This is a genomic window from Sulfurospirillum deleyianum DSM 6946, assembly GCF_000024885.1.
GTDB lineage: Bacteria > Campylobacterota > Campylobacteria > Campylobacterales > Sulfurospirillaceae > Sulfurospirillum > Sulfurospirillum deleyianum.
Genome location: NC_013512.1, coordinates 612,310 through 633,726, shown reverse-complemented (window position 1 = coordinate 633,726; position 21,417 = coordinate 612,310). Strand labels below are relative to the sequence as shown.

Genomic DNA, 21,417 nt, shown 5'->3' with positions numbered 1-21,417 from the left:
TTTTAAAGAGTAAAATTCCACTCTTTAAAATGGGTCCTTAGCTCAGTTGGTTAGAGCACCCCGCTCATAACGGGGTGGTCGAGTGTTCGAGCCACTCAGGACCCACCACCTTCTTCTAAAGGTATAACAATGAAAAAAGCCTTTTTGGTTTTAGCAGTCCTTTCCCACGTAACACTTTTCGCTGGTTTTTTAGATACCCTCATTGGTAAAGATCGTATCTATTTGGAGGAGAATGGTTTTAAATGCACAGAGTTTTCCTGTGTCACGAAAGATCAAAATTTTTTCAATGTAAAATTATTAGACAATGCGGTTGATTTTGTAGAAGTTTATAGTAATCATAAAGATGAAGTTTATAAGGTTGCCGTCTATCTTTATCAAAACGATAAATTGAAAAATAAAGAGCTCGATGAAGCCTTTTTAAAAGCCCTTTCAAAAGTCAATGAAAAAAGTAAATATGCTTATGAACTTACCAAAGTCAGCGATAAATTTGGGGATGAAGCCCTCATTACCATGACCGATACCAAACGTGCCAATGCGTATATCAATGCATTGCGTGATGAGTATATGGAAAGTATGAAACAATACACCGATGCAAGCAGCCAAAAATAATTTTTAGGCTGCTTTGCCCTTGATTTTTCCTCATTTTCTTCTTCTATAAACCCTGAATCTCTTTTTTAAGAGAATGTGATACAATACTTTTTCTACATTTAAAAAATTTCATCATAAGAGTACGAAACGATGCAAGTGATTATCGCAGGTGCTGGAAAAGTTGGATACAACGTTGCCAAACATCTTATGCACAACAATAATGTGACCGTTATTGATCAAAACGAAGATGCCATTTCAAATATTCAAGAAAATCTTGATGTTTTAGGAATTTGTGGAAATATTGAAAACCCCCATACTTACTTTGGTATCAATCCTGAAGTTGACCTTTTCATTGCTGTCACAGATTCTGATGAAGTCAATCTTCTCTCCTCGTTAATTATTGACAATATCGCAACGGTGAAGCGAAAAATTATTCGTCTCAAAAATTCCTTTTTTGCCAGTGATCAAGTTAAAAAGAAACTGAATATCCATGAAACCATAGTCCCCTCTTTTGAAGCGGCACAACCTTTTAAATACCTTGTTGATTTTTCACATGCCTACAACGCAAAAGCATTTGATTACACCAAAGCACTACTCGTTTCCGTACGTTTAAAAGAGGATTTTCAGCCACGTATGATTTCAACATTTATCGGGGAGTTAAACAGTGAAGTCGCTGTTGCGGGTATGGAGCGTAAAAAAGAGTTTTTTGTTCCAAAACCAGTCGAAACACTTCTTCCTAATGATCTCGTCTATGTTTTAGCTTTCCCAAGTGCCATTCTTTCACTGCGTTCATTGGTCTGTGAAATCAGTGAGCCTATGACACCGATTAAAAATTGTGTGATTTTTGGTGCAGACTCACTGGGGGTTGAAATTGCCAAAGTCCTACTTAAAAAAGGGATTGAAGTTCAAATTATGGATAAAAATATTGAGCTGTGTCGTAAAGCCAATATCGAGTTAAAAAACAAAGCAACCGTTTTAAAAACAACCTATGATGCGGATCATATTATTACAAAAAACCGTTTTGACACGGATATGTTTATCGCCGCAACTAAAAATGATGAATACAACATTACAAAATGTATTGAAGCCAAGCAAAGAGGCATTAAAAAAATCATAGGAATTAACAACGATATTGCTTACTCTTCGCTGATGCGCAATCTTAACATTGAAGTCGTTCGGGGTGAAAAAATCAATGCGTATTACTCTATTTTAGAGCGTATTCATTCCAATATTCAATTTGTAGAAAAGAAGTTTTGTGGAGGAGAAGGGTCGATTTTGATGCGTAAAATAGATGAAACCTCCCCTCTTTTAGAGAAAAAACTTCCATTACCTGATAAGATAGACGACAAGGGACACTTTGTGATTTTGCGTAATAGCGATATTTACGAATATCGTCTTATCCCAACGTTTGAAAAAGATGATGTCATTGTTGCGTTTATTAAAGAATCTGATTTTGAGCCTGTATCAAAATGGCTCCAACAAAACTCTTAGGTTAATAGCGTATCATGAGTGTTAAAAGTATTTTGAAGTTTATCTCTGCAGTTGGATTGGTTGTCTTTTTTATCCTTCTTCTACCCCCTTTGGTTGGCTTTTTCTACGATGAAGATGTTTTTATTTATACGCTTGTGATGTTTGCCCTTTTTATTGTCAATCTATCCACCTTTCTCATTCTGAAAAGTAGCGAAATGCATTTAGGCATTAAAGAGAGCATTATCTCTGTCAATCTCATTTGGATTTTACTCGGGATTGGAGGAGCGATTCCTCTGGTTTTATACAGCAAAATTGACCCTGCGGGTGCTTTTTTCGAAGCGATTAGTGGCTTCACAACCACAGGAGCCAGTGTTTACAGAGATGTGGAAATTTTACCCAAATCTATTTTATTTCACAGAAGTCTTACGCATTGGATTGGAGGTATTGGAATTATCGTTTTGGGTGTTGGACTTTTGCCTTTGATTAATCCAAGTGGTTCATTAAGCCTTTTTAAAGCTGAATCCACGGGTATTTCTATTGATAAAATCACCCCTAAAATCAAAGATACCGCTAATCGTATTTGGGCGGTCTATATTCTCTTTACCCTCGTCAATTTTATTCTTTTAATGCTCTTTGGCATGAACTGGTTTGATGCCATAAACCATGCGTTTGCGACGATCTCGACGGGTGGATTTTCTACGAAAAACAGCTCTTTGGGTGGATTTAGTGATGGGGTTATTTGGACGACGACTTTTTTTATGACTATTTCAGGTATTAACTTCTTAGCGCATATTCGTTTTTTTAATGGGGATAAGTATGCCTTTAATACAGAAGAAAACCGCTGGTATTTGGGTTTAATTATCGCTCTTTCATTTATCATGGCATGGCAACATGTCACCATCTCAAAAGACTCCTTTTACTACTCTTTGATGCACTCTTTTTTTACGGTTTCTACCCTAGCGACCACAACAGGATTTGCCTCATTGGATTATGAAAAATGGGGACAATTTACGATGATGATAGCCCTTCTTGCCATGATTATGAGTGCTAATGCAGGTTCAACGGCGGGTGGTATTAAGATGATTCGTTTTGTTCTCTTCTTTAAAAACATCGCTCTTGAAATTAAACGAACCATTCAACCTGATGTAATTACCTCTCTTTTCATTGATGGCAAGCAAATTCGTAGCTCTATTATCAATTCCGTCTTTGGATTTTTCGCTCTCTTTATTATTACCGTATTTTTAGTGATGATGTATCTTTATGCGAGAGGATTTGATTTTTTAACTGCTTTTGCCACGGCTATTTCCATGGTTGGAAATATTGGTCCAGGACTCAATCTCACAGGACCTTCACAAAATTACGCCTTTTTCTCATGGTACGATAAAATTATTCTCTCTTTTGCCATGATTATAGGAAGATTGGAGTGTTATACTGTTTTCATTATGCTAAGTCGCAGTTTTTGGAAAAAGTTTTAATGCGTTCTTGATAGCGTTACATGTAACGCTATCAAGACTCCTTTTTTAAAACACAAACAGCTTCTTGAATTGCTTTTAAAAGGGTGTCTATCTCTTTTTTTGTATGGGTATAATGAATCGAAATACGAAGCCAACCTGGTTTTTCATCGAAACTTTGTCCATCTTCAAGCTCTAACAAATCATGCCCATAAGGTCCTGCACAGCTACATCCAGCCCTCGTTTGAATCCCAAAATGATCCGAGAGATACTGCGAAATCAAATAGGGATTGATTCCCTCGAAATTAAGTGAAAAAATAGGCAATTTATCTTGCGAATATTTACAATAGAGTTTAACTCCATCAATCTTGCGAATGTGTGAACCAAAATAAGATTTTAATAACTCTTCTTGTGCATGAATCACCCCTAAGCCAATCTCATTGCGAAGATTATAAGCTAAAGAGGCTCGAATCAGTTGTAAAATACCAGGCGTTCCCGCATCCTCTATCATTTCAACATCACTCAGAAAATCATGCGAAATACGTGAAACATACGCCACGGTTCCCCCACCTGCAAACGTTGGTATAGATTCAGTGTACAAACTCTTTTTCATCACCAACAACCCACATGAACCCACACCCCCTAAGAGTTTATGGGGTGATAAAAACAGTGCATCATAGTAGTTACAATCGATATTGACATAAGGCGATGCCGCAGCAGAATCTAAAGAAAGCGTGCCTCCATAACGTTTTACCAAGGTATAAATCGCTTTATAATCACTCATAATACCTGTAACGTTAGAAGCAACCGAAAAAGAGGCAATAATTTCTCTGCCTTTATGCACCTCTAACTGAGCTTCTAAAACACCTAAATCAATGCGATCCTCTTCATCCAATGGAATACGTATTAACTCGCACAAACCCTCACGAAAACTCAGTTCATTGGAGTGGTGCTCATACGGTCCCACAAATACCACAGGCAAATTTTCAGGTTTACATGTAAAACGCTTTAGGCTACGAGGTGGAATGTAAATACCCATAAGTTCTTGAAATTTTTTAATGGCTCCAGTAGCTCCTGTACCGCAAGGAAAAAGATAAAATCGCTCATCTATATCTAAGGCTTTTTTCAAATCTTCTCTGGCTTTGGCATAATATGCGCTTGTTTTTAAAGCACTCGATGCTACTTCAGAATGCGTGTTGGCATAGGTTTTTAAAATCTCTTGCATCTTTTTTTCAATAGGCTTATACGCTTGTCCTGAAGCGGTGTAATCAAAATAGAGAATTCCCTTCTCTTTAATAATATTTTTACGTATCTCTTGCACGGCGTTATCCAAAACTTTTTTTGGCTATTATACTCTTTATAAACCTCCAAAAAGATGATGGGAATCAAAAATGATTGATGAAACCTTACTCAATAGCCTGAGCGCCAAAGAAAAAGAACTGTTTAAACAAGGGCTTGAAGACCTTATCAACCAAACCTACGTCATTGAAGATGAGTACAAAAAGCTCAACGAATCCTACACCGCACTGCAAGATTTCATTCGCCAAATTATTGAGGTGCAACCCAATGCGTTATGGGTGCTCGATGAGAAAGGGGATATCTTTCTTCAAAACAGTGAAGCCAAAAAACTGCCTATGCTTTTAAGCCAATTCCCTTTGCAAGAGATGACCAAAGAGATAGAGTTTGAAGGCTGTTTTTACCTACTTAAAAGTGTCAAGCAAGGAGATAAACGCATTATTACCGCCACAGATATTACCGAAGGAAAACGCCATGAACGCCTCGTTTCTATGGGACAAGTAGCTGCCCATCTCTCCCATGAGATTCGCAATCCCATCGGTTCTGTCTCTTTACTGGCTTCGACCCTTTTAAAAAAAGTTGACCCTTCCATTAAACCTATTGTAACGGAGATCAAAAAATCAATTTGGAGGGTGGAGCGTATTATTAAAGCAACGCTTCTTTTTACCAAAAATGTCCAAATCAACCCCTCCTTATTTTACATGGATCGTTTTATCAAGGAGTGTGAACACGCTATTTCACACTACTCTTACACGAAAGAGATTCACTTTCACTTTACGATACCCCATCAAGAGATGAAAGGAGATTTTGAACTTTTAAATCTGGTATTGCAAAATTTTATTTTTAATGCCATTGATGCGATTGAAGAGAGTGAGAGAGAAGAAGGCAATGTTTCCATCGCTTTTGTGGAAGATCCCCTATTTATTATCTTACATGTAAAAGATGATGGAAAAGCGATTGAAAATAAAAATATCCTCTTTCAACCTTTTAAAACGACCAAAACAAAAGGCAATGGCTTAGGACTTGCACTCTCTTTACAGATTATTCAAGCCCATGGCGGACGCATTGATTTACTTGAAAACCCCAAAGGTTTTCAAATCCAAATTCCACGCCTATAGAAGCGGTTACTCAACCACTTCTACCCACTCTAATGCGGCTAATTTCTCATCCAGACTATCATCCACACTCAACGATGTTTCAATCAAAACATCTTGTAATTTTGAGGTAATCAAAAGTTTTAGCGCCCTTCTTCCAGCATGTTGCCTTGCTAATTGATAAACCATTTCTAAGGTCGTCACATCTTCACTCAATCGTAATTTTAAAACCTTTGGCTCCAAAGGCGCTTCGATGACTTTGGTTTCAATTTTCTCTTTTTTAGCCTCTTCTATCTCCATGATTTTCATCACACGCATCTTAAGGCTCTGTCCATCATTGGTAACATCCACTTTAAAACAAAGGGGTCGCTCTAAATCCATTTTGGAGAGCGCTTCAAGCTGTTTTTCAAAGACAGTCAGCTCCATAGAACCATGAAAATCCATCAGAGAAACCACACCAAACTTGTTCCCTTTTTTACTCATCTTCTCTGTAATGCTCTCCACTTTTCCAATAAAAAGCGCTTTTGAACCATCCTCAATTTGGTCTTTCTCGCTGGAGAGCATATAATTCATCTCATCAATCTGAGCCCTAAATGCATCCAAAGGATGTCCTGAAATATAAAACCCAATGGTCTCTTTTTCAAGTTCCAACATACGTTTGCTATCAAATTCACTAATCGGCTCAATTTTGACCGCCACACTGGTCATCTCTTCGCTGTCACCAAAAAGCGAATACTCTGCCATCTTTTTAGCCCTAGAACACTCTCCACTGGCTTCAATAATGGTATCAATGCTCTCTAACAAAGCTCGTCTGCTGTATCCAAAACCATCAAAACTTCCTGATTTAATCAGCGATTCTAAAACTTTTTTATTGACTTTTGAGCCATCAATACGAGAGATAAAATCGCTCATATCAGAGAAAGGAGCATCGGCTCTGGCTTCTAAAATTTTACTAATCGCCGCATTGCCAACCCCTTTAATCGCCCCCATCCCAAACAAAATCGCTTCACACCCATCACTATCCGTAATAGCGCTAAATTCAATGAGTGAATGTTGGATTGAAGGAGGAAGAAGTTTAATGCCTAAACGCTTCACCTCATCAATGTATTTAACGATTTTATCGGTATTGTCTTGCTCTGAGGTCAAAAGCGCTGCCATAAACTCTTGAGGATAGTAGCATTTCAAGTACGCCGTTTGAAAGGTAATCAGTGCGTAAGCGGCAGAGTGCGATTTATTAAAACCATACCCTGCAAACTTTTCAATCAAGCCAAAAAGCTCAATCGCATGGGCTCTATCTAAGCCTTGCTTCACCGCACCATCGGCAAACTCTTCGGCTTTTTGTTTCATATAATCAATCTTTTTCTTACCCATCGCACGACGAATCAAGTCTGATTCACCCAAACTAAATCCACCAATGCTTTGAACAATTTGCATAACCTGTTCTTGATAGACAATCACCCCATAGGTTGGTTCTAAAATAGGCTGTAAAGGTTTGGTAAACTCATCAAAAAAGTAAGTAACCTCTTTACGCCCGTGCTTTCTGTCAATAAAATCATCCAACATACCTGATTCCATAGGCCCTGGACGATACAGTGCTAAGACCGCAATTAAATCTTCAAAGGTGTTGGGCTTTAAACGCTCATTTAACGATTGCATACCGCTGGATTCTATCTGGAAAAGCCCGATGGTATCACCACTTTGAATCAGTTCATACACTTTAGGATCATTCAAATCCAGTGCGTTAAAATCAATGGTTTTGTTATAGCGTGCTTTAATGAGTTTGAGCGCATTATCAATCACCGTCAGTGTTTTAAGTCCCAAAAAGTCGAACTTAATCAAATCCACATCTTCCAAAAAGTTGAGCGAATACTGGGTGACCAAATGATCTTCACCTGAGGGTTGATAGAGTGGTGTTTTATGCCACAACTCTTCATCGCTAATTACCACACCTGCGGCATGCATACCTGAGTTTCGGTTCAGTCCTTCAAGAGCTAAGGCAAATTTCCAGACTCGCTGCATCCTAGGGTCACGCTCAATGAGTTCTCTAAGCTTGGGCTCTTTTTGATAGGCTCCTGCTTTAAACCCCTCTTCGCCCTCAACTCCTATTCCATTTAAGGTAATGCCCAGCTCATCAGGAATGAGCTTTGCCATGGCATCGGCTTCAGCGTAAGGAATCGCTAAAACACGGGCGACATCACGAATAACTCCTTTGGCTAAAAGCTTACCAAAGGTAATCACTTGTGCCACGTTATAACGCCCATACTTTTCTACGACATAATCAATAATCTCACCCCGCCTGCTCTGACAAAAATCCACGTCAATATCGGGCATACTAATACGTTCAGGATTTAAAAACCTTTCAAAAAGCAAGTTATAAGGCATCGGATCAAGATCGGTAATAAAAAGCGAATATGCGACCAAACTCCCCGCCGCAGAACCCCTACCAGGACCTACGGGAACACCTCTGCTTTTGGCTTCACGAATAAAATCCCAAACAATAAGCATATAACCAGGGAATTTCATAGTGCAAATAACGCTAATCTCCCGCTCAAGCCTTGCCTTGTACTCTTCATGCTTACTTGCATCGACGTATTTTAAACGCTCTTTTAAACCCTCACGGCATTTGTGCGCAAAAAAGTCATCATCACTCTCAAAAGAGAGTCCCTCACGAGCGGCATACTCTTTGGTAAATTTAAATTTTGGAGGGGTTGGATCACCTAGTTTAATCTCCAAATTACATTTATCCACAATCTCTTGTGTATTTTCAAGCACTTCAGGAATATCCACAAAAAGATCGGCTATCTGCTCGGGGGATTTGACAAAAAACTCATGGACAGAGTGACGAAGACGATTTGGGTCATCAAACTCTTTGTTCATCGCAATACACATAAACGCCTCGTGCGCTTCTGCATCATCAGGCTCTAAGTAGTGCGTGTCATTGGTCGCAATCACTTTAATGCCTGTCTCTTTGGCAATGCGCAAAATATTATCATCAATAAACATCTGATCATTAATGCCATGGCGCATAATTTCCAAATAAAAATCATCCCCAAAAATCGCCTTGTACTCCAAAGCAACCTCTTTAGCCCTTTCATACCCTTTGGCACCAAATTGAACATTACGTTTGTTATTGAGATTGAGATGCCAATTCACTTCACCTTGCAAACACGCACTCGAGCAAATCAAACCTTCTGAATGCTCTTTTAAGAGCTGTTTGTTAATACGTGGATAGTAATAAAATCCTTTAATGTAGCTCATCGAAGAGAGGTACATTAAATTTTTATAGCCAATCTCATTTTTAGCAAATAAGCAGAGGTGAAAGCGTTGTTTGGTCGTTTTATCGCCAATATCGTCTTGGTTATGAATGTACGCCTCAATGCCAATAATAGGTTTTATCCCCTCTTTTCGCATGGTTTTGTAAAAATCAAGAGCGCCAAACATATTGCCATGGTCGGTAATCGCAACAGAGCCAACCCCTTGGGCTTTCAGTTTTTTCGCTAGTTTGCCTATTTTATTGGCACCATCAAGCAAGGAGTATTCGGTATGTAAATGTAAATGGGTATAGTGTAATTCGCTCATAAAATCTCATTGTAAGTTTTTAATCTATTGTAACAAAAGAGCACTTAAGCGCCTTTGAGAAGGTAAAAATATTTTTACATGTAAACGATGAATCCCATAAAATTCTAAGACTATTTGAGATAAGATAGCCAACATTAGGTTATCTTAAGGAGAAAAAATGAATTCTTTGGCAAAAAAATTATCTGCCATACAGTTATGTATTATCTTTCTATCCATGGCGCTTTTCATCGTCTATATTAGTAGCTACTTGAGCCATTACATTACCAAAGAGACTGAGGGCAAGGTCAATGCCCGTCTATTAGCACTGCAAAAAACAACACAGATTTACAATGGTTCGCTTGAAGAATCCAGTCTAAAACTTTTCGCTGTTTTTAAATCTCATTTTAAACATTTTCACCTCGACACCACCCAAACCACTCTAGTCAAAGAGATTGAGACACCCATTCTTTTCTCGGAGAGTGTGGCATTAAACAACAACTTTGAAGCACTCGATGCTTATACCAAACTCACCGGCGCCATTGCCACTGTGTTTGTTAAAAAAGGGGATGATTTTATTCGTGTTACCACCTCCTTACGCAATGAAAAAAATGAACGAGCACTAGGAACATTCTTGGGCAAAGCAAGTCCTGCGTATGCGCCTATTATGAGCCAAAAACAGTACGTGGGCAATGCGCGTTTGTTTGGTAAAGATTATGTCACCGTTTATGAACCCATTGTGGAAAAAGGCACTGTCATTGGTATTTTATTTATCGGGTATGAGTTTACGCAGGGTTTAAAAACACTTGAAAAAGAGATGCACGAGATGAAAATTGGTGAGCATGGCTATTTTTACGCCTTAAATACCAAAAGCCAAAGTTACGATGTTCACCCAACCCTTGATAGCCAAAAAGTCACCTCCGCACTCGATAAAAAAATCTTAGAGCAAAAAAACGGCTTACTTCATGTCATGGAAGAGGACAAAGAGGTCATTGTCAATTTTCATACCTTTGATAAATGGAATTGGGTTTTAGTCGCTAAAGCGTACAACGCTGATTTTCAAGAAGCAAACGATGCCCTTCGTAACCGACTCGTTTTAGTTGCTTCGCTCATGACGCTTCTTATGCTCGTTGTCATTTGGGTTGCCATTCATAAAATTATCACCCAACCGCTCACAAACCTCATTGAAAAAGCACGTGAACTCTCGAGTGGAGATGGTGATCTTACTCGAAAATTGATGATTGTAGGCAAAGATGAAATCGCACAAGCGAGTGAACAAATCAATCATTTTATTGAAAAAGTACGCATTTTAATTGTCGATGCCAAATCTATTTCAACCGAAAACTCTTCTATTTCTCATGAGCTATCAAGCACCTCAATCGGTGTGGGAAAAGCCGTTGAAACCTCACTGAGTATTGTCACCAATGCCACGGAGCAAGGGGATAAACTTAAAACAGATATGCACGCAAGCATGAATGAAGCTCAAAAGAGCAAAGAAGGGTTAGTAGAAGCCAATCGCTATTTGCATGAAGCCAATACAACCATTTTAACCCTAACCAGTGAAATTCAACAAAGTGCGGCACTTGAAGTTGAATTAGCCTCGAAAATTCAACAACTCTCCAGTGATGCAGAACAGGTTAAAAGTGTGCTAACCGTCATCAGCGAAATTGCCGATCAGACCAACCTCTTAGCCCTCAATGCCGCCATTGAAGCTGCACGTGCGGGTGAACACGGACGAGGTTTTGCCGTCGTTGCGGATGAAGTACGAAAACTCGCAGAACGCACCCAAAGCAGTTTAGCGCAAATCAATGCCACCATTAATGTCATTGTCCAATCTATCGTGGATAGCTCAGAACAGATGAGCCAAAATTCTAAACGTGTCGAATCCCTAGCCCATACTGCCAGTGGGGTTGAATCTAAAATCAATGATATGTTTAAAATCATGGATAAAGCTACCCAAGATTCTGATTTGACGATTGAAAATTATCTTAAAACGGCTAAAGATATTGAAATGATGATTCAAGATGTATCTAAAGTCAATGAACTCTCCCGCCAAAATGCTCGCAGTGTAGAAGAAATCGCAGGAGCGGCAGAGCACTTAAGCCGTATGACGGAAAACCTCAACCTCAAACTCTTCGAATTTAGAACCTAACAACAGAGGCGTTAAAAGCCTCTGTTTCTCTTTAGAAACATCTTTACATGTAAACTAGATTTTTGCAAAAATCTTTAACCATCCTCTCTTCTTTTGAAAGGCTTTGGAGTATAATGAATATAGATGGCAAAAACGGATTGTATTTTCTAAAAATACAGAGGTTCTTGTGCCTTTAAATGTTTAAAATTCTTATCTTTTCAAAGGAGTTCACATGTCATCTAAACTTGTTGTGGTGGTTGATTTACAACACTTTAAACTTTTTCGTATCAACGTAGACCCTTTAGGTAGAGAGTCCCTTGAATGTCTCCTTAGTAGTGACTCTTTAGATATTCATCAAAAACCAAGCGAAAAGCTCTCCGATCAACAAGGTCATTGTAAAACAGCGTGGGGAATTCAAGGTGGCGGAGAAAATCATGCCATGGAAATGGAAGAGGAGCGAAAACGCTTTAAAGAGCTTAGCGAAACCATCTCTAAAGCACTGCTTGAATATCCTCATGAAGCATGGTATTTTGCTGCGCCCAAAGCTATGTATCATACGATTCTTGAAAACTTGGATTTGGCATTGACTAAAAATCTCGCATCCCATGTTTTGCTTGATTTAACCAAAACACCTACTGATGAGATTTTAGAGCATTTTAAACAGTAGACGTCTTGCACTCCCAAGTTTGAAAGAAGCAAAGACGCATGAGTATGCTACGAAAGATTCCCCAATATGAAAGGAATCTTTAAAGCAACGCTTTTTTAAGACGAAGTAGAGATAACATTTCTGCTTCGTTTCTTCTTAAGCGTTTACATGTAAAGGAGTAGGTATGTCTTCACATGCATGGTTAAGCCATTCTCTAAACGATGGAAGAGTAGCGTGTGATGCCTGTCATCATCATTGCAAACTGCATGAGGGAGAGTATGGCATCTGTGGCGTGCGCAAGGTTGAAGAGGGAAAATTGCGCCTTTTAGTTTATGCAAAAGCGGCTGCCGCACACATCGACCCCGTTGAAAAAAAACCTATGTTTCACTTTCTCCCAAACTCCCACGTCTTCTCTTTTGGAACCGTTGGATGTAATTTTTCCTGTCAATTTTGCCAAAATTATGATATTTCTCAATACCCAAAAACCAAAGAACACCGCATTTTTGGAGAAACGCTCACGCCAGAGATGATTGTCGCTTTAGCGCTAAAGCAAGGATGCCAAAGCATTGCTTACACGTACAACGAACCTGCCGTCTTTTTTGAGTACACCTACGATACCGCAAAACTCGCCCATGAAGCAGGGCTTAAAAATATCTATGTGACCAGCGGATATGAAACCCATGAGGCCATTGATGCCATCGCACCTTTTTTAGATGGCATGAATATTGATATCAAGGCTTTTTCACAATCCTTTTACAAAGAGGTATGTGGCGCTTCTTTAAAACCCGTCCTTGATACCCTCACCTATGCTCACCAAAAGGGCATTTGGATAGAAACCACCACACTCATTATCCCCACCCTCAATGACAGCGATGATATGCTTCGAGAAATCGCACATTTTCAAGCAAACCTTGATCCTGCGATGCCGTGGCATATCAGTGCATTTCACCCTACCTATAAAATGCTCCATCTTCCACCCACACCCCATGCGACGCTTACACGTGCCTATGCCATCGGCAAAGAAGCGGGACTAAAATATGTCTATGTAGGCAACGTGGAAGATTCCGCACACGAGTCTACCTACTGTCCACACTGTCACACAAAAGTCATTCAACGTAAAGGACATCTAGGAGAAAAGGTGAGCAATACATTAACCCAAAATGGAGCCTGTCCGCATTGTGGCTATAGTATAGAAGGGATTTGGGAGAAGAGATAAATGTTCTGCAAGAACTCTATCCAATAAAGTCTCGCAAAAAGCTCTTATAATTGTTATAATGCCCTCATATTTTTAATGATGTTTGAGGAAGAGAAATGGAATATTACAGTTGGATACTAAGCTTTCACGTGATGTCGTTTATGTCATGGATGGCGATGCTTTTTTATCTCCCACGGCTTTTTGTTTACCATGTGGAACATGCTCATAAAAGCGAATTTGTAGAAGTAGTCAAAATTCAAGAGTACAAAATTTATAAATACATTGGTTTACCTGCTTTTTGGGCAACACTGCTCAGTGGTGCTGCCATGCTCATTGTCAATCCTGTCTTATTTGAAACAGGCACATGGTTACATGCGAAGATTACTATGGTTGTTCTTCTAAGCGCTTACTCTTTTTCACTGGAATATTTTCGTGTTAAACTTGAAAAAGGGGAATGCGAACGCAGTGGTAAATTTTTTAGAGCGTACAATGAAGTACCAACACTACTCTCACTTTTAATTGTTGGCTATGTGGTGCTGAAAACCTTTTCCTTGCTTTTTACGTCTATCTCCATTGGCATTTTTGCGTTTATTATTTATATGATTATGCAACAAAAAGAGAAGATAGGCTAACTAGAGGCTTTGCCCCACACAAAAGCCTGAAGCCCATGCAAAGTGGAGGTTAAACCCTCCACAATTTCCATCCACATCCAATACTTCCCCACAAAAATAGAGATTTTCCACACGGCGAGACTGTAAACTTTTCGTCTCAATTTCTCGAAGTTCAACCCCTCCCGCACATACCTCAGCACTCTCAAAACCTTTGGTCTTAGTAACAGATAAGCGCAAAGCTTTGAGCGCAAATACAAGCTTTTTAAGCTCTTTAGCACTCAGCTCTGACGCCTCTTTTACATGTAAAAGTTTTTCATGATGAATAATCAACAAGGCTAATTTCTTAGGAATCATCCCCTCAAGCCACAAAGAGAGCGATTTGCCTTGGGCTGTGGCAACTCTTTTTTGAAGCAGACTCTGCAATGCCTCTTTGCTGAGTGTTGGCATCAGATCAAGCACGACATGTACTTTTTCACCTCGCACACTCGCCAGCGAGACTTTTCGGCTGATTTCTAAAATAGCTGAACCTGAGAGTCCATAAGCGGTAAACAAAAGATCACCCGTGGCACGTTGCACCTTTTGATTTTCCACAAAAAGCTCTACCACACCTTCCATCTTCACACCACTGGCGAGTGCCACATGCGCCTCTTCGCAGACGCACTGCACCAAAGAAGGAAAAGGCTCAATCACCTGATGCCCAAAGGCTTTGGCAAAATCATACCCGCTTCCAGAACTTCCAAGATTGGGCATGGCAAGGCTTCCTGTGGCAATGACGCAAGCATCGCACAAATGGGTTTGCTCCTTTACATGTAAAGCAAATTGCCCCTCTTTTTTCTCAATCGCCACCACCTCATTCTCTAAGAAAAAATGCACGCCTAAGCTTCGTGCCTCATGCAAAAGCAGATCGACCACACTGGAGGCTTGATGGCTCATCGGGTACAATTTTCCCTCTTCGCCCTCACGAAATTCTAAGCCTAATTTTGCAAAAAAAGCTTTACATGTAAAGGTGTCAAAGCGCTTTAAAACCTCTTTCATACCAGAAATTGCCTCGCCATGATAAGCTTCAAGCGTGATATTTTGATTGGAGATATTGCACTTGCCATTGCCCGTGGCTAAAATTTTTCGCCCGACTTTACTGTTTTTCTCAAAGACAAAAACCGCATGCCCTTTTCGAGCCGCTTCTATGGCGCACACCAACCCAGAAGCACCCGCACCTACAATCCCAACACGCTTCATATAAGCTTCATACCCTCTTCGCTCACTGCAATTTTCTTCATCTCCACCAAACGTGTTAAAGCTCTCTTAAACGCTTTACGACTGAGCCCCAACTGCGCTTGAACTTCCTCAGGCTCACTCTTATAATGAAGCTCACTTACGCCACCTTTTACATGTAAAAACTCTAAAACTTTTTGAGTGGCGTATTCCTCATTTTTATCGCCAATGGGCTGAAGAGAAATGTCCAGTTTGCCATCGTTGCGCAAAGTTTTAATAAACCCTTTCTTCTCATCACCCACCTCAATCGCTTCAAAAATTTCACTGTGAAAAATCATGCCATCGTAGAGATTGTTCACAATCACTTTAAAGCCCAGAGGCGTTCGCTCACGCACCAAAAGTTTCACCTCTTGATGGAGTTTAAGCGCTTTTAAGTCTTTGCTTAAGAGGTCGTTGTACTTTTGTGAACCAATAATCCGTCCTGTCTCATCATCCAAACAGACACGCACCACCACCTTCATTCCCACATGAAAAGGAAACTTCTGAAGCGCTTTTGGAACGAGTAAATCTTTGGGCAAACCCCAATCCACAAAGGCTCCAAAAGGAGTGACATCGACCACCTCAAAACAGCCAAATTCATCGAGCATCGCTTTAGGAAACACTGTACTTGCCACAATACGATCTTCCGAGTCAAAATAGACAAATGCGTCGATTTCATCGCCCTCTTTCATCGCATAACTCACATAAGCATTGGGGAGTAAAACCTCATCCTTATCTTCACAAATCAAATAAACACCATTATCGGTGTAACGGCTAATTTTCAGGCGATTTTTCTCACCTACAAGTAAGTACTGATTCATTTTTTTCCTGTTTTACATTTATTATGCATGTCGCTCAGTTCCATATTAAGGGCTTTGGTTGAAATCATCAACTCCCAAAGAGAGATCAGCAATGAAAGACACATCGCAATCAAACTTAAGCCAAAAATCTTTTTACCTATCTCTAAATACCCCATAAAAAGCTCTGTCATCGAAAGCGTACAGAGTAACAACGAGAGCACTCCAAAAAATTGCATCCATTTGGTGAGTTCCAAACGGTGTTTGAGATTGGCAATTTGTTGATACTCTTCACAATTTTCACGCTCATTGGATTGGCGGTGCAACATACGAATGAGTTGCGCTACGGCTAAAAAACGATTGGTGTATGCGAGCAAAAGCAGTGAAACCGCAGGAAACAAAAGTGCGGGTGTTGAAATTTCAATTTCCATACCTATCCTTAAAAAAATATGCTTTTATTCTACCCAACAACCCCTTTTTTTATGCTTCCTTTGTGTATAATAAAACCTTAAACCATGCTGTGTAAAGGTTAGAATGCTCGAAAATATCGCTAAATTGCTAAACTCTAAAGAGAAACTTCTCACCGAAATCTATTTTGATTTGCAACGCTTTTTTGAAGAGAAGTATGGTAAAAATACCATTGTTTTTATGGAGATTGGCTCTTTTTTTGAAACCTACGAAGTGAACAATGAAACCCACCAAATCGGTAAAGCCAAAGAGGTTTCAGAACTCTTGAACATTCAACTCACACGCAAAAATAAAGCCATTTTAGAAAACTCCTTGCAAAATCCTCTGCTTGCGGGTATTCCAGCCGTCTCTTTAGATCGCTACCTTGCTCGTTTAGTACAAACCAAAAAATACACCATCGTTCTAGTGCGCCAAAAAGGTGAGCCACCGCATGTCAAGCGTTACATCGCCAATATCATTAGCCCCGGAACCAATTTTGATTATGTCATGGAATCGAGTGAGAACTATTTGGTCTCCTTGCTCATTGACTGCAATCATCAAATTTACTCCATTGGCTACGCAGCGATTGATGTCAGCACGGGTAAGACCATTATTAACGAAGTGCATGGCACCAGAGAAGATAAAACCTACGCCTTAGATGAGATTTTCAACCTTCTGCAAACCTATAAAACCAGCGAAATTGTCCTTACCTATAACAGTGAAAGCATCGATAAAGAGTGGGTGCAAAGCTACCTTGAAATCACTCAAAACACACCGCACAGTCATAACAAAGAGCGTCATAAAGTCGCCTATCAAAATGAGCTTTTTGGACGTATTTACGCCATCCGTTCCCTCCTTTCACCCATTGAGTATTTGGACATTGAACGCTACCCCTATGCCAGTGAATCGCTGGCGATTTTATGCGATTTTATCATTGAACACGATGCCAATATCATTGAGAAAATGAGCCGACCTATCCTTCTTGGCAATAATCGCTACCTCTACATGGGCAATAACGCCCTTGAACAGCTAGACATCATCTCACGCAATCCTATGGAGATGACGCTTTTAAATCTCATCGACCAAAGCTCAACGGCGATGGGCAAACGGCTCTTAAAAGAGCGTCTGCTTAATCCCATCTGCGATTTAAAAACCCTCAACGAACGCTTTGATTTGAGCTCAAAACTAATGGAGGATTATAAAAAATTTGACATCGCTCTTAAACAGGTTTATGATTTGGAGCGCATTTTACGACGCATTGCCCTTAAGAAACTGCACCCTTTAGAATTGGCGTATTTAAGCACCTCTTTAGAGGCTATTTTAGGGATTTTAAAAGAAGCAGAGCTTAAAAAAATGAACCTTCCCAAAAGCCTTTTGGATGAAACCGAAGCGCTTTTTTCCATGCTTCAAAGCACGTTTGTCCTTGATGTGTGCGCTAAGTTTCGCAAAGACCAAATCAATGAAAACCTGTTTCTGACAGGCGTTTATCCGCACATTGATAAAATTGAGCAAAACAAAAATGAACGCTTTAGTGCCTTAGAGCATATTGTCTCGCATATGGAAGCGCTTTTTGAGGAGAGTAATCGCTCGATGATTAGCATTGAGTGGCTTGAGAGCGAGGGGCATTATATTTTGATGAGTAAAAATCGTTTTGCCCTCATTGAAGAGAAACTGATGCAAAGTTTTCTCACCATCGGCGATAAACACTACTTTTTCAAAGATTTTACCTTTAGGCATCTCAAAAACAGTGTCAAAATCTCCGCCTCGTTGATTGAAGAGATATCCCACGACATCACCCTAAATAATCTTCAAATGATAGCTCTAGTCAAAGAGCGTTACGATGAGATGTTAGAGAAAATTGAGACCCATTTTTCACTCACCTTAGAGCATCTCATCTCCTTTGTGGGAACGCTGGATGTCGCCCTGAGCAATGCCAAATGTGCGGTGCATTTTAACTACACTCGCCCTGAGCTTTTGCCCATGGATGAGAAAGAGCGTTTTTTAGAAGCCATTGGGCTTCGTCACCCACTCATTGAATCCCGTGAGGAAAATGGCATCTACATTCCCAACGACCTCTTTTTAGGTCAATGTCCTAAAGAGATGCCACACAATCACATTACCCTTGAAGCCTCCTCCATCAACACCGTGCAAGGCATGTTGCTCTATGGCATTAACTCTAGCGGTAAATCTTCGTTGATGAAAAGCCTTGGCATGGCGATTATCATGGCGCAATCTGGCTTTTTTGTCCCCTGCGCAAGCCTTCGTTTTCATCTGTTCGATAAAATTTTTACCCGCATTATGAGTGCGGACAACCTCTACAAAGGGCTTTCGACTTTTACTGTTGAGATGTTAGAACTTAAAAATATTTTCAATCGAGCCACGCCCTATTCCCTCGTTTTAGGCGATGAAATCAGCCATGGAACAGAGACCGAATCAGCCCTAGCCATTGTGGCAAGTAGCATTAAAAAACTCCACGCTAGGGGTGCTTTATTTGTCTTTGCGACCCATTTGCACCAGCTCATCCAGCTACCGCTCATTACCGAACTTAAAGAGGTCATTGCGCTTCATTTAGGCGTGAGTTACGATGAAGAACAGGACAAACTGCTCTATAACCGAAAACTCGACATTGGCAGTGGAAGTTCCCTGTATGGGTTGGAATTTGCCAAATCCTTACATATGGACAGTGAGTTTATTAAAATGGCGTATGAAATTCGACGCAACCTTGCGGGTGAATTGGGCGAGATGGAGCTTTTAAAACAGAAAAAACGTAGCAAATACAATAAAAATCTCTACCTCGCCAAATGCGCTTTATGCGATGCGTACGTCGAAGAGGTGCATCACATTCATGCGCAAGAGATGGCTGATAAACATGGCAACATTGAGCATTTTCACCAAAACCACCGTTACAACCTCATTCCACTCTGTGCAAAACACCATAAGATGGTGCATGAGGGGAAAATTGTCATTAGTGGATTTGTGATGAGCAGTGAGGGATTAAAACTGCATTATGAAGAAAAGTAAAGCGCTTTAACACGCTTTACATGTAAACCCTTTTAGCCTAAAAGTAAATCCTTAGCGAGTTGCTCACGCACACCCTTTCCACACAACTGCTCAACGAGAGAAAGCGCAAAAAGCATCGCCGTGCTTGGGCCTTGTGAGGTGGTAATATTTTCATCTACGACCACTCTTTTAGAAGCGTCGTAGCCCTCATGGGCAATGTTGGTATGAAACCCTGGATAGCAGGTATAGCGCTTTTTAAGCACTCCAGCAGTATGTAAGGCATACGGCGCAGCGCAAATGGCGGCAATCGCCTTTTTTTTCGCATCAAAAGCTTTAAGTATGCCTTGGAGGGTTGCATCTTTTGCTAAATTGGTCGCACCTGGAAGTCCCCCTGGCAGAGCAATCATATCGTAGGTAGAAGCATCCATATCCGCTAAAAAGGCATCCGCAACGACGATGACACCGTGTGCGCCTTTTACATGTAAAGATTCTAACGCCGCAATACTCACTTCAACATTGGCACGTCTTAGAATATCCACAATGCTAAGTGCTTCAATCTCTTCAAAGCCTTCGGCTAAGGGAACAATGACTTTTTTATGCATTTTAAACTCCTTGAAATGAAACGTGGAAAGGAAAAACAAAGAGGACACAGTGCGTCACAACACACTGTGTAAAGATAAAAATTATTTTACTTTTTCTAAGTATTCGCCACGAACAGTATCGACTTTAATGACATCGCCTTCAACCACGTGGAAAGGTACTTGAACCACCGCACCACTCTCTAGGGTTGCTGGTTTTTTACCGCCTTGTGTATCCCCTTTGAAATTCGGTGGGGTCTCGACAATTTTAAGTTCTACAAACTGAGGGGCTTCCACACTGATAGGTTTACCGTTGTGGTACAACATATCCACATTCATCCCATCAATAATCCAATCAGCCGCCTCACCCACTTGGTCGTGTGTTAATGCGATTTGCTCATAGGTTGCGCTGTCCATGAACTGTAAAAATTCACCATCATCGTACAAAAACTGCATGATTTTATCTTCAAGATTTGGGGTTTCACACTTATCGCCCGCATGAAATGTTTTTTCAATCACTTTGCCATCCATAAACGACTTGATTTTACAACGTACAAACGCCGCACCTTTACCAGGTTTGACATGTTGATACTCAACAATTTTATACGGAGTACCGTTGATTTCGATTTTTAACCCTTTTTTTAAATCGCCCATTGAAATAGAGGCCATATATTCTCCTAAAATTTAGTTTTCGCCATTATAGCGAAAAAAAGAGTGACAACAAAACAGGCTATTTTTATACAATATATTGTATATTTATTATGTTTAAATGTATAATAAATCTCAAATAATTTATATTTAGTCTTTAAAATAGTTTATATTATAAATTTATTTGTATATTTTATACTATTTAATTTATGTTTAATACATTTTAAACTACAATCTTACGAATGAAAACCAACGATATTATTAATCTTTTGCATAACGCCATAGAAGCCGAAAATATGGGGAAAAAAATTTCTCAAAAAAAGATGGCAGAGAACTGTGGCATTTCCATGAGAACCTATCAGGAGTGGCGTCTTGGCAGTAGCGCTCCGATGGCAATTCCTGTGGTTTTTAATATGCTAGGGATGCTCAGTGATGCAGATATTGTAAGGTTAGTACGCAAAATTAATGACGGGCAAAAAGGGGCGGTATGACAAATCTATCCGTGAGTGAAAAGCTAGCGCTTGAAGAGGTATTTGAGTGTTTAAAAGATACACATTGCCGAAAAATGAGTTTTAATAGAAGGATTTTTTCTCATCGCATTATGAGACTTTTGATGATGGCACGTCGAAAATTTTTACATGTAAAGCGATAATATCTTA

The 21,417-nt window shown here is 39.9% G+C and carries 18 protein-coding genes and 1 tRNA gene; 12 read left to right on the top strand and 7 right to left on the bottom strand.

Annotation, left to right across the window (positions count from 1 at the left end; all coding sequences use genetic code 11):
* Positions 1-31 precede the first annotated feature (31 nt).
* The 4 genes from SDEL_RS03275 to SDEL_RS03260 all read left to right on the top strand — a co-directional run bounded on the left by SDEL_RS03275 (position 32) and on the right by SDEL_RS03260 (position 3,533).
* Positions 32-108: transfer RNA gene (locus tag SDEL_RS03275), tRNA-Ile, on the top strand.
* Between the two features lie 21 nt (positions 109-129).
* Positions 130-609 (top strand): hypothetical protein, encoded by a 480-nt coding sequence (locus tag SDEL_RS03270; RefSeq protein WP_012856439.1) that lies wholly within the window; start codon positions 130-132, stop codon positions 607-609.
* A 129-nt stretch (positions 610-738) separates the two neighbouring features.
* A complete protein-coding gene (locus SDEL_RS03265; RefSeq protein ID WP_012856438.1) occupies positions 739-2,079 on the top strand; it encodes an NAD-binding protein in 1,341 nt (446 codons plus the stop codon).
* A gap of 14 nt (positions 2,080-2,093) precedes the next feature.
* A complete protein-coding gene (locus SDEL_RS03260) occupies positions 2,094-3,533 on the top strand; it encodes a TrkH family potassium uptake protein (protein ID WP_012856437.1) in 1,440 nt (479 codons plus the stop codon).
* Positions 3,534-3,564: 31 nt separating this feature from the next.
* Here SDEL_RS03260 and SDEL_RS03255 read toward each other — a convergent pair whose 3' ends face one another.
* On the bottom strand, positions 3,565-4,830 hold the full coding sequence (locus tag SDEL_RS03255; RefSeq protein WP_012856436.1) for an aminotransferase class V-fold PLP-dependent enzyme: 1,266 nt from the start codon (positions 4,828-4,830) through the stop codon (positions 3,565-3,567).
* Positions 4,831-4,903: 73 nt separating this feature from the next.
* Between SDEL_RS03255 and SDEL_RS03250 the strand changes: the two genes are divergently transcribed.
* Complete coding sequence (locus tag SDEL_RS03250) at positions 4,904-5,923, top strand: sensor histidine kinase (protein ID WP_041666439.1); 1,020 nt, start codon at positions 4,904-4,906, stop codon at positions 5,921-5,923.
* A gap of 6 nt (positions 5,924-5,929) precedes the next feature.
* On the opposite strand, the gene dnaE is transcribed toward SDEL_RS03250, so the two are convergent.
* Positions 5,930-9,478: a DNA polymerase III subunit alpha gene (dnaE, locus tag SDEL_RS03245; protein WP_012856434.1), complete on the bottom strand. Its 3,549-nt coding sequence runs from the start codon at positions 9,476-9,478 to the stop codon at positions 5,930-5,932.
* A gap of 157 nt (positions 9,479-9,635) precedes the next feature.
* Here dnaE and SDEL_RS03240 point away from each other — a divergent pair, with 157 nt between their 5' ends.
* The 4 genes from SDEL_RS03240 to hemJ all read left to right on the top strand — a co-directional run bounded on the left by SDEL_RS03240 (position 9,636) and on the right by hemJ (position 14,058).
* Positions 9,636-11,606 (top strand): methyl-accepting chemotaxis protein, encoded by a 1,971-nt coding sequence (locus SDEL_RS03240; RefSeq protein ID WP_012856433.1) that lies wholly within the window; start codon positions 9,636-9,638, stop codon positions 11,604-11,606.
* A gap of 211 nt (positions 11,607-11,817) precedes the next feature.
* Positions 11,818-12,252 (top strand): host attachment protein, encoded by a 435-nt coding sequence (locus SDEL_RS03235; RefSeq protein ID WP_012856432.1) that lies wholly within the window; start codon positions 11,818-11,820, stop codon positions 12,250-12,252.
* Between the two features lie 163 nt (positions 12,253-12,415).
* A complete protein-coding gene (gene amrS / locus SDEL_RS03230) occupies positions 12,416-13,447 on the top strand; it encodes an AmmeMemoRadiSam system radical SAM enzyme (protein ID WP_012856431.1) in 1,032 nt (343 codons plus the stop codon).
* Between the two features lie 95 nt (positions 13,448-13,542).
* The gene (hemJ, locus tag SDEL_RS03225) at positions 13,543-14,058 is read left to right on the top strand and encodes a protoporphyrinogen oxidase HemJ (RefSeq protein ID WP_012856430.1); all 516 of its coding nucleotides are present in this window, start codon (positions 13,543-13,545) and stop codon (positions 14,056-14,058) included.
* Here the strand turns inward: hemJ and SDEL_RS03220 are convergent, their stop codons facing one another.
* The 3 genes from SDEL_RS03220 to SDEL_RS03210 are packed head-to-tail and all read right to left on the bottom strand — an operon-like array spanning position 14,059 to position 16,516.
* Entirely contained in the window at positions 14,059-15,273 is a 1,215-nt protein-coding gene (locus SDEL_RS03220) for a BaiN/RdsA family NAD(P)/FAD-dependent oxidoreductase (protein WP_012856429.1), read from the bottom strand.
* Positions 15,270-16,109, bottom strand: coding sequence for a CvfB family protein (locus tag SDEL_RS03215; RefSeq protein ID WP_012856428.1), 840 nt, complete (start codon positions 16,107-16,109; stop codon positions 15,270-15,272). The genes SDEL_RS03220 and SDEL_RS03215 overlap by 4 nt, the downstream gene beginning before the upstream one ends.
* Positions 16,106-16,516, bottom strand: a complete 411-nt coding sequence (locus SDEL_RS03210) for a DUF2721 domain-containing protein (RefSeq protein WP_012856427.1) — start codon at positions 16,514-16,516, stop codon at positions 16,106-16,108. The genes SDEL_RS03215 and SDEL_RS03210 overlap by 4 nt, the downstream gene beginning before the upstream one ends.
* Before the next feature lie 103 nt (positions 16,517-16,619).
* Between SDEL_RS03210 and SDEL_RS03205 the strand changes: the two genes are divergently transcribed.
* The gene (locus SDEL_RS03205) at positions 16,620-19,553 is read left to right on the top strand and encodes a MutS-related protein (RefSeq protein WP_012856426.1); all 2,934 of its coding nucleotides are present in this window, start codon (positions 16,620-16,622) and stop codon (positions 19,551-19,553) included.
* A 32-nt stretch (positions 19,554-19,585) separates the two neighbouring features.
* Here the strand turns inward: SDEL_RS03205 and SDEL_RS03200 are convergent, their stop codons facing one another.
* Together SDEL_RS03200 and efp are read right to left on the bottom strand one after the other, a co-directional pair.
* On the bottom strand, positions 19,586-20,134 hold the full coding sequence (locus tag SDEL_RS03200) for a DJ-1 family glyoxalase III (RefSeq protein ID WP_012856425.1): 549 nt from the start codon (positions 20,132-20,134) through the stop codon (positions 19,586-19,588).
* Positions 20,135-20,215: 81 nt separating this feature from the next.
* Positions 20,216-20,779: an elongation factor P gene (gene efp / locus SDEL_RS03195; protein WP_012856424.1), complete on the bottom strand. Its 564-nt coding sequence runs from the start codon at positions 20,777-20,779 to the stop codon at positions 20,216-20,218.
* A 221-nt stretch (positions 20,780-21,000) separates the two neighbouring features.
* Between efp and SDEL_RS03190 the strand changes: the two genes are divergently transcribed.
* Both SDEL_RS03190 and SDEL_RS12025 read left to right on the top strand, forming a co-directional pair.
* Entirely contained in the window at positions 21,001-21,249 is a 249-nt protein-coding gene (locus SDEL_RS03190; RefSeq protein ID WP_012856423.1) for a hypothetical protein, read from the top strand.
* Positions 21,246-21,410 (top strand): hypothetical protein, encoded by a 165-nt coding sequence (locus tag SDEL_RS12025; RefSeq protein WP_190275661.1) that lies wholly within the window; start codon positions 21,246-21,248, stop codon positions 21,408-21,410. The genes SDEL_RS03190 and SDEL_RS12025 overlap by 4 nt, the downstream gene beginning before the upstream one ends.
* Positions 21,411-21,417: the final 7 nt, after the last annotated feature.

Coding starts and splice junctions, on each gene's coding strand:
- SDEL_RS03240 (WP_012856433.1), top strand. CDS start 9,636: ATGAATTCTTTGGCAAAAAAATTATCTGCCATACAGTTATGTATTATC.
- SDEL_RS03190 (WP_012856423.1), top strand. CDS start 21,001: ATGAAAACCAACGATATTATTAATCTTTTGCATAACGCCATAGAAGCC.
- SDEL_RS12025 (WP_190275661.1), top strand. CDS start 21,246: ATGACAAATCTATCCGTGAGTGAAAAGCTAGCGCTTGAAGAGGTATTT.
- SDEL_RS03270 (WP_012856439.1), top strand. CDS start 130: ATGAAAAAAGCCTTTTTGGTTTTAGCAGTCCTTTCCCACGTAACACTT.
- SDEL_RS03200 (WP_012856425.1), bottom strand. CDS start 20,134: ATGCATAAAAAAGTCATTGTTCCCTTAGCCGAAGGCTTTGAAGAGATT.
- amrS (WP_012856431.1), top strand. CDS start 12,416: ATGTCTTCACATGCATGGTTAAGCCATTCTCTAAACGATGGAAGAGTA.
- SDEL_RS03265 (WP_012856438.1), top strand. CDS start 739: ATGCAAGTGATTATCGCAGGTGCTGGAAAAGTTGGATACAACGTTGCC.
- SDEL_RS03260 (WP_012856437.1), top strand. CDS start 2,094: ATGAGTGTTAAAAGTATTTTGAAGTTTATCTCTGCAGTTGGATTGGTT.
- SDEL_RS03235 (WP_012856432.1), top strand. CDS start 11,818: ATGTCATCTAAACTTGTTGTGGTGGTTGATTTACAACACTTTAAACTT.
- hemJ (WP_012856430.1), top strand. CDS start 13,543: ATGGAATATTACAGTTGGATACTAAGCTTTCACGTGATGTCGTTTATG.
- SDEL_RS03205 (WP_012856426.1), top strand. CDS start 16,620: ATGCTCGAAAATATCGCTAAATTGCTAAACTCTAAAGAGAAACTTCTC.
- SDEL_RS03215 (WP_012856428.1), bottom strand. CDS start 16,109: ATGAATCAGTACTTACTTGTAGGTGAGAAAAATCGCCTGAAAATTAGC.
- SDEL_RS03220 (WP_012856429.1), bottom strand. CDS start 15,273: ATGAAGCGTGTTGGGATTGTAGGTGCGGGTGCTTCTGGGTTGGTGTGC.
- dnaE (WP_012856434.1), bottom strand. CDS start 9,478: ATGAGCGAATTACACTATACCCATTTACATTTACATACCGAATACTCC.
- efp (WP_012856424.1), bottom strand. CDS start 20,779: ATGGCCTCTATTTCAATGGGCGATTTAAAAAAAGGGTTAAAAATCGAA.
- SDEL_RS03210 (WP_012856427.1), bottom strand. CDS start 16,516: ATGGAAATTGAAATTTCAACACCCGCACTTTTGTTTCCTGCGGTTTCA.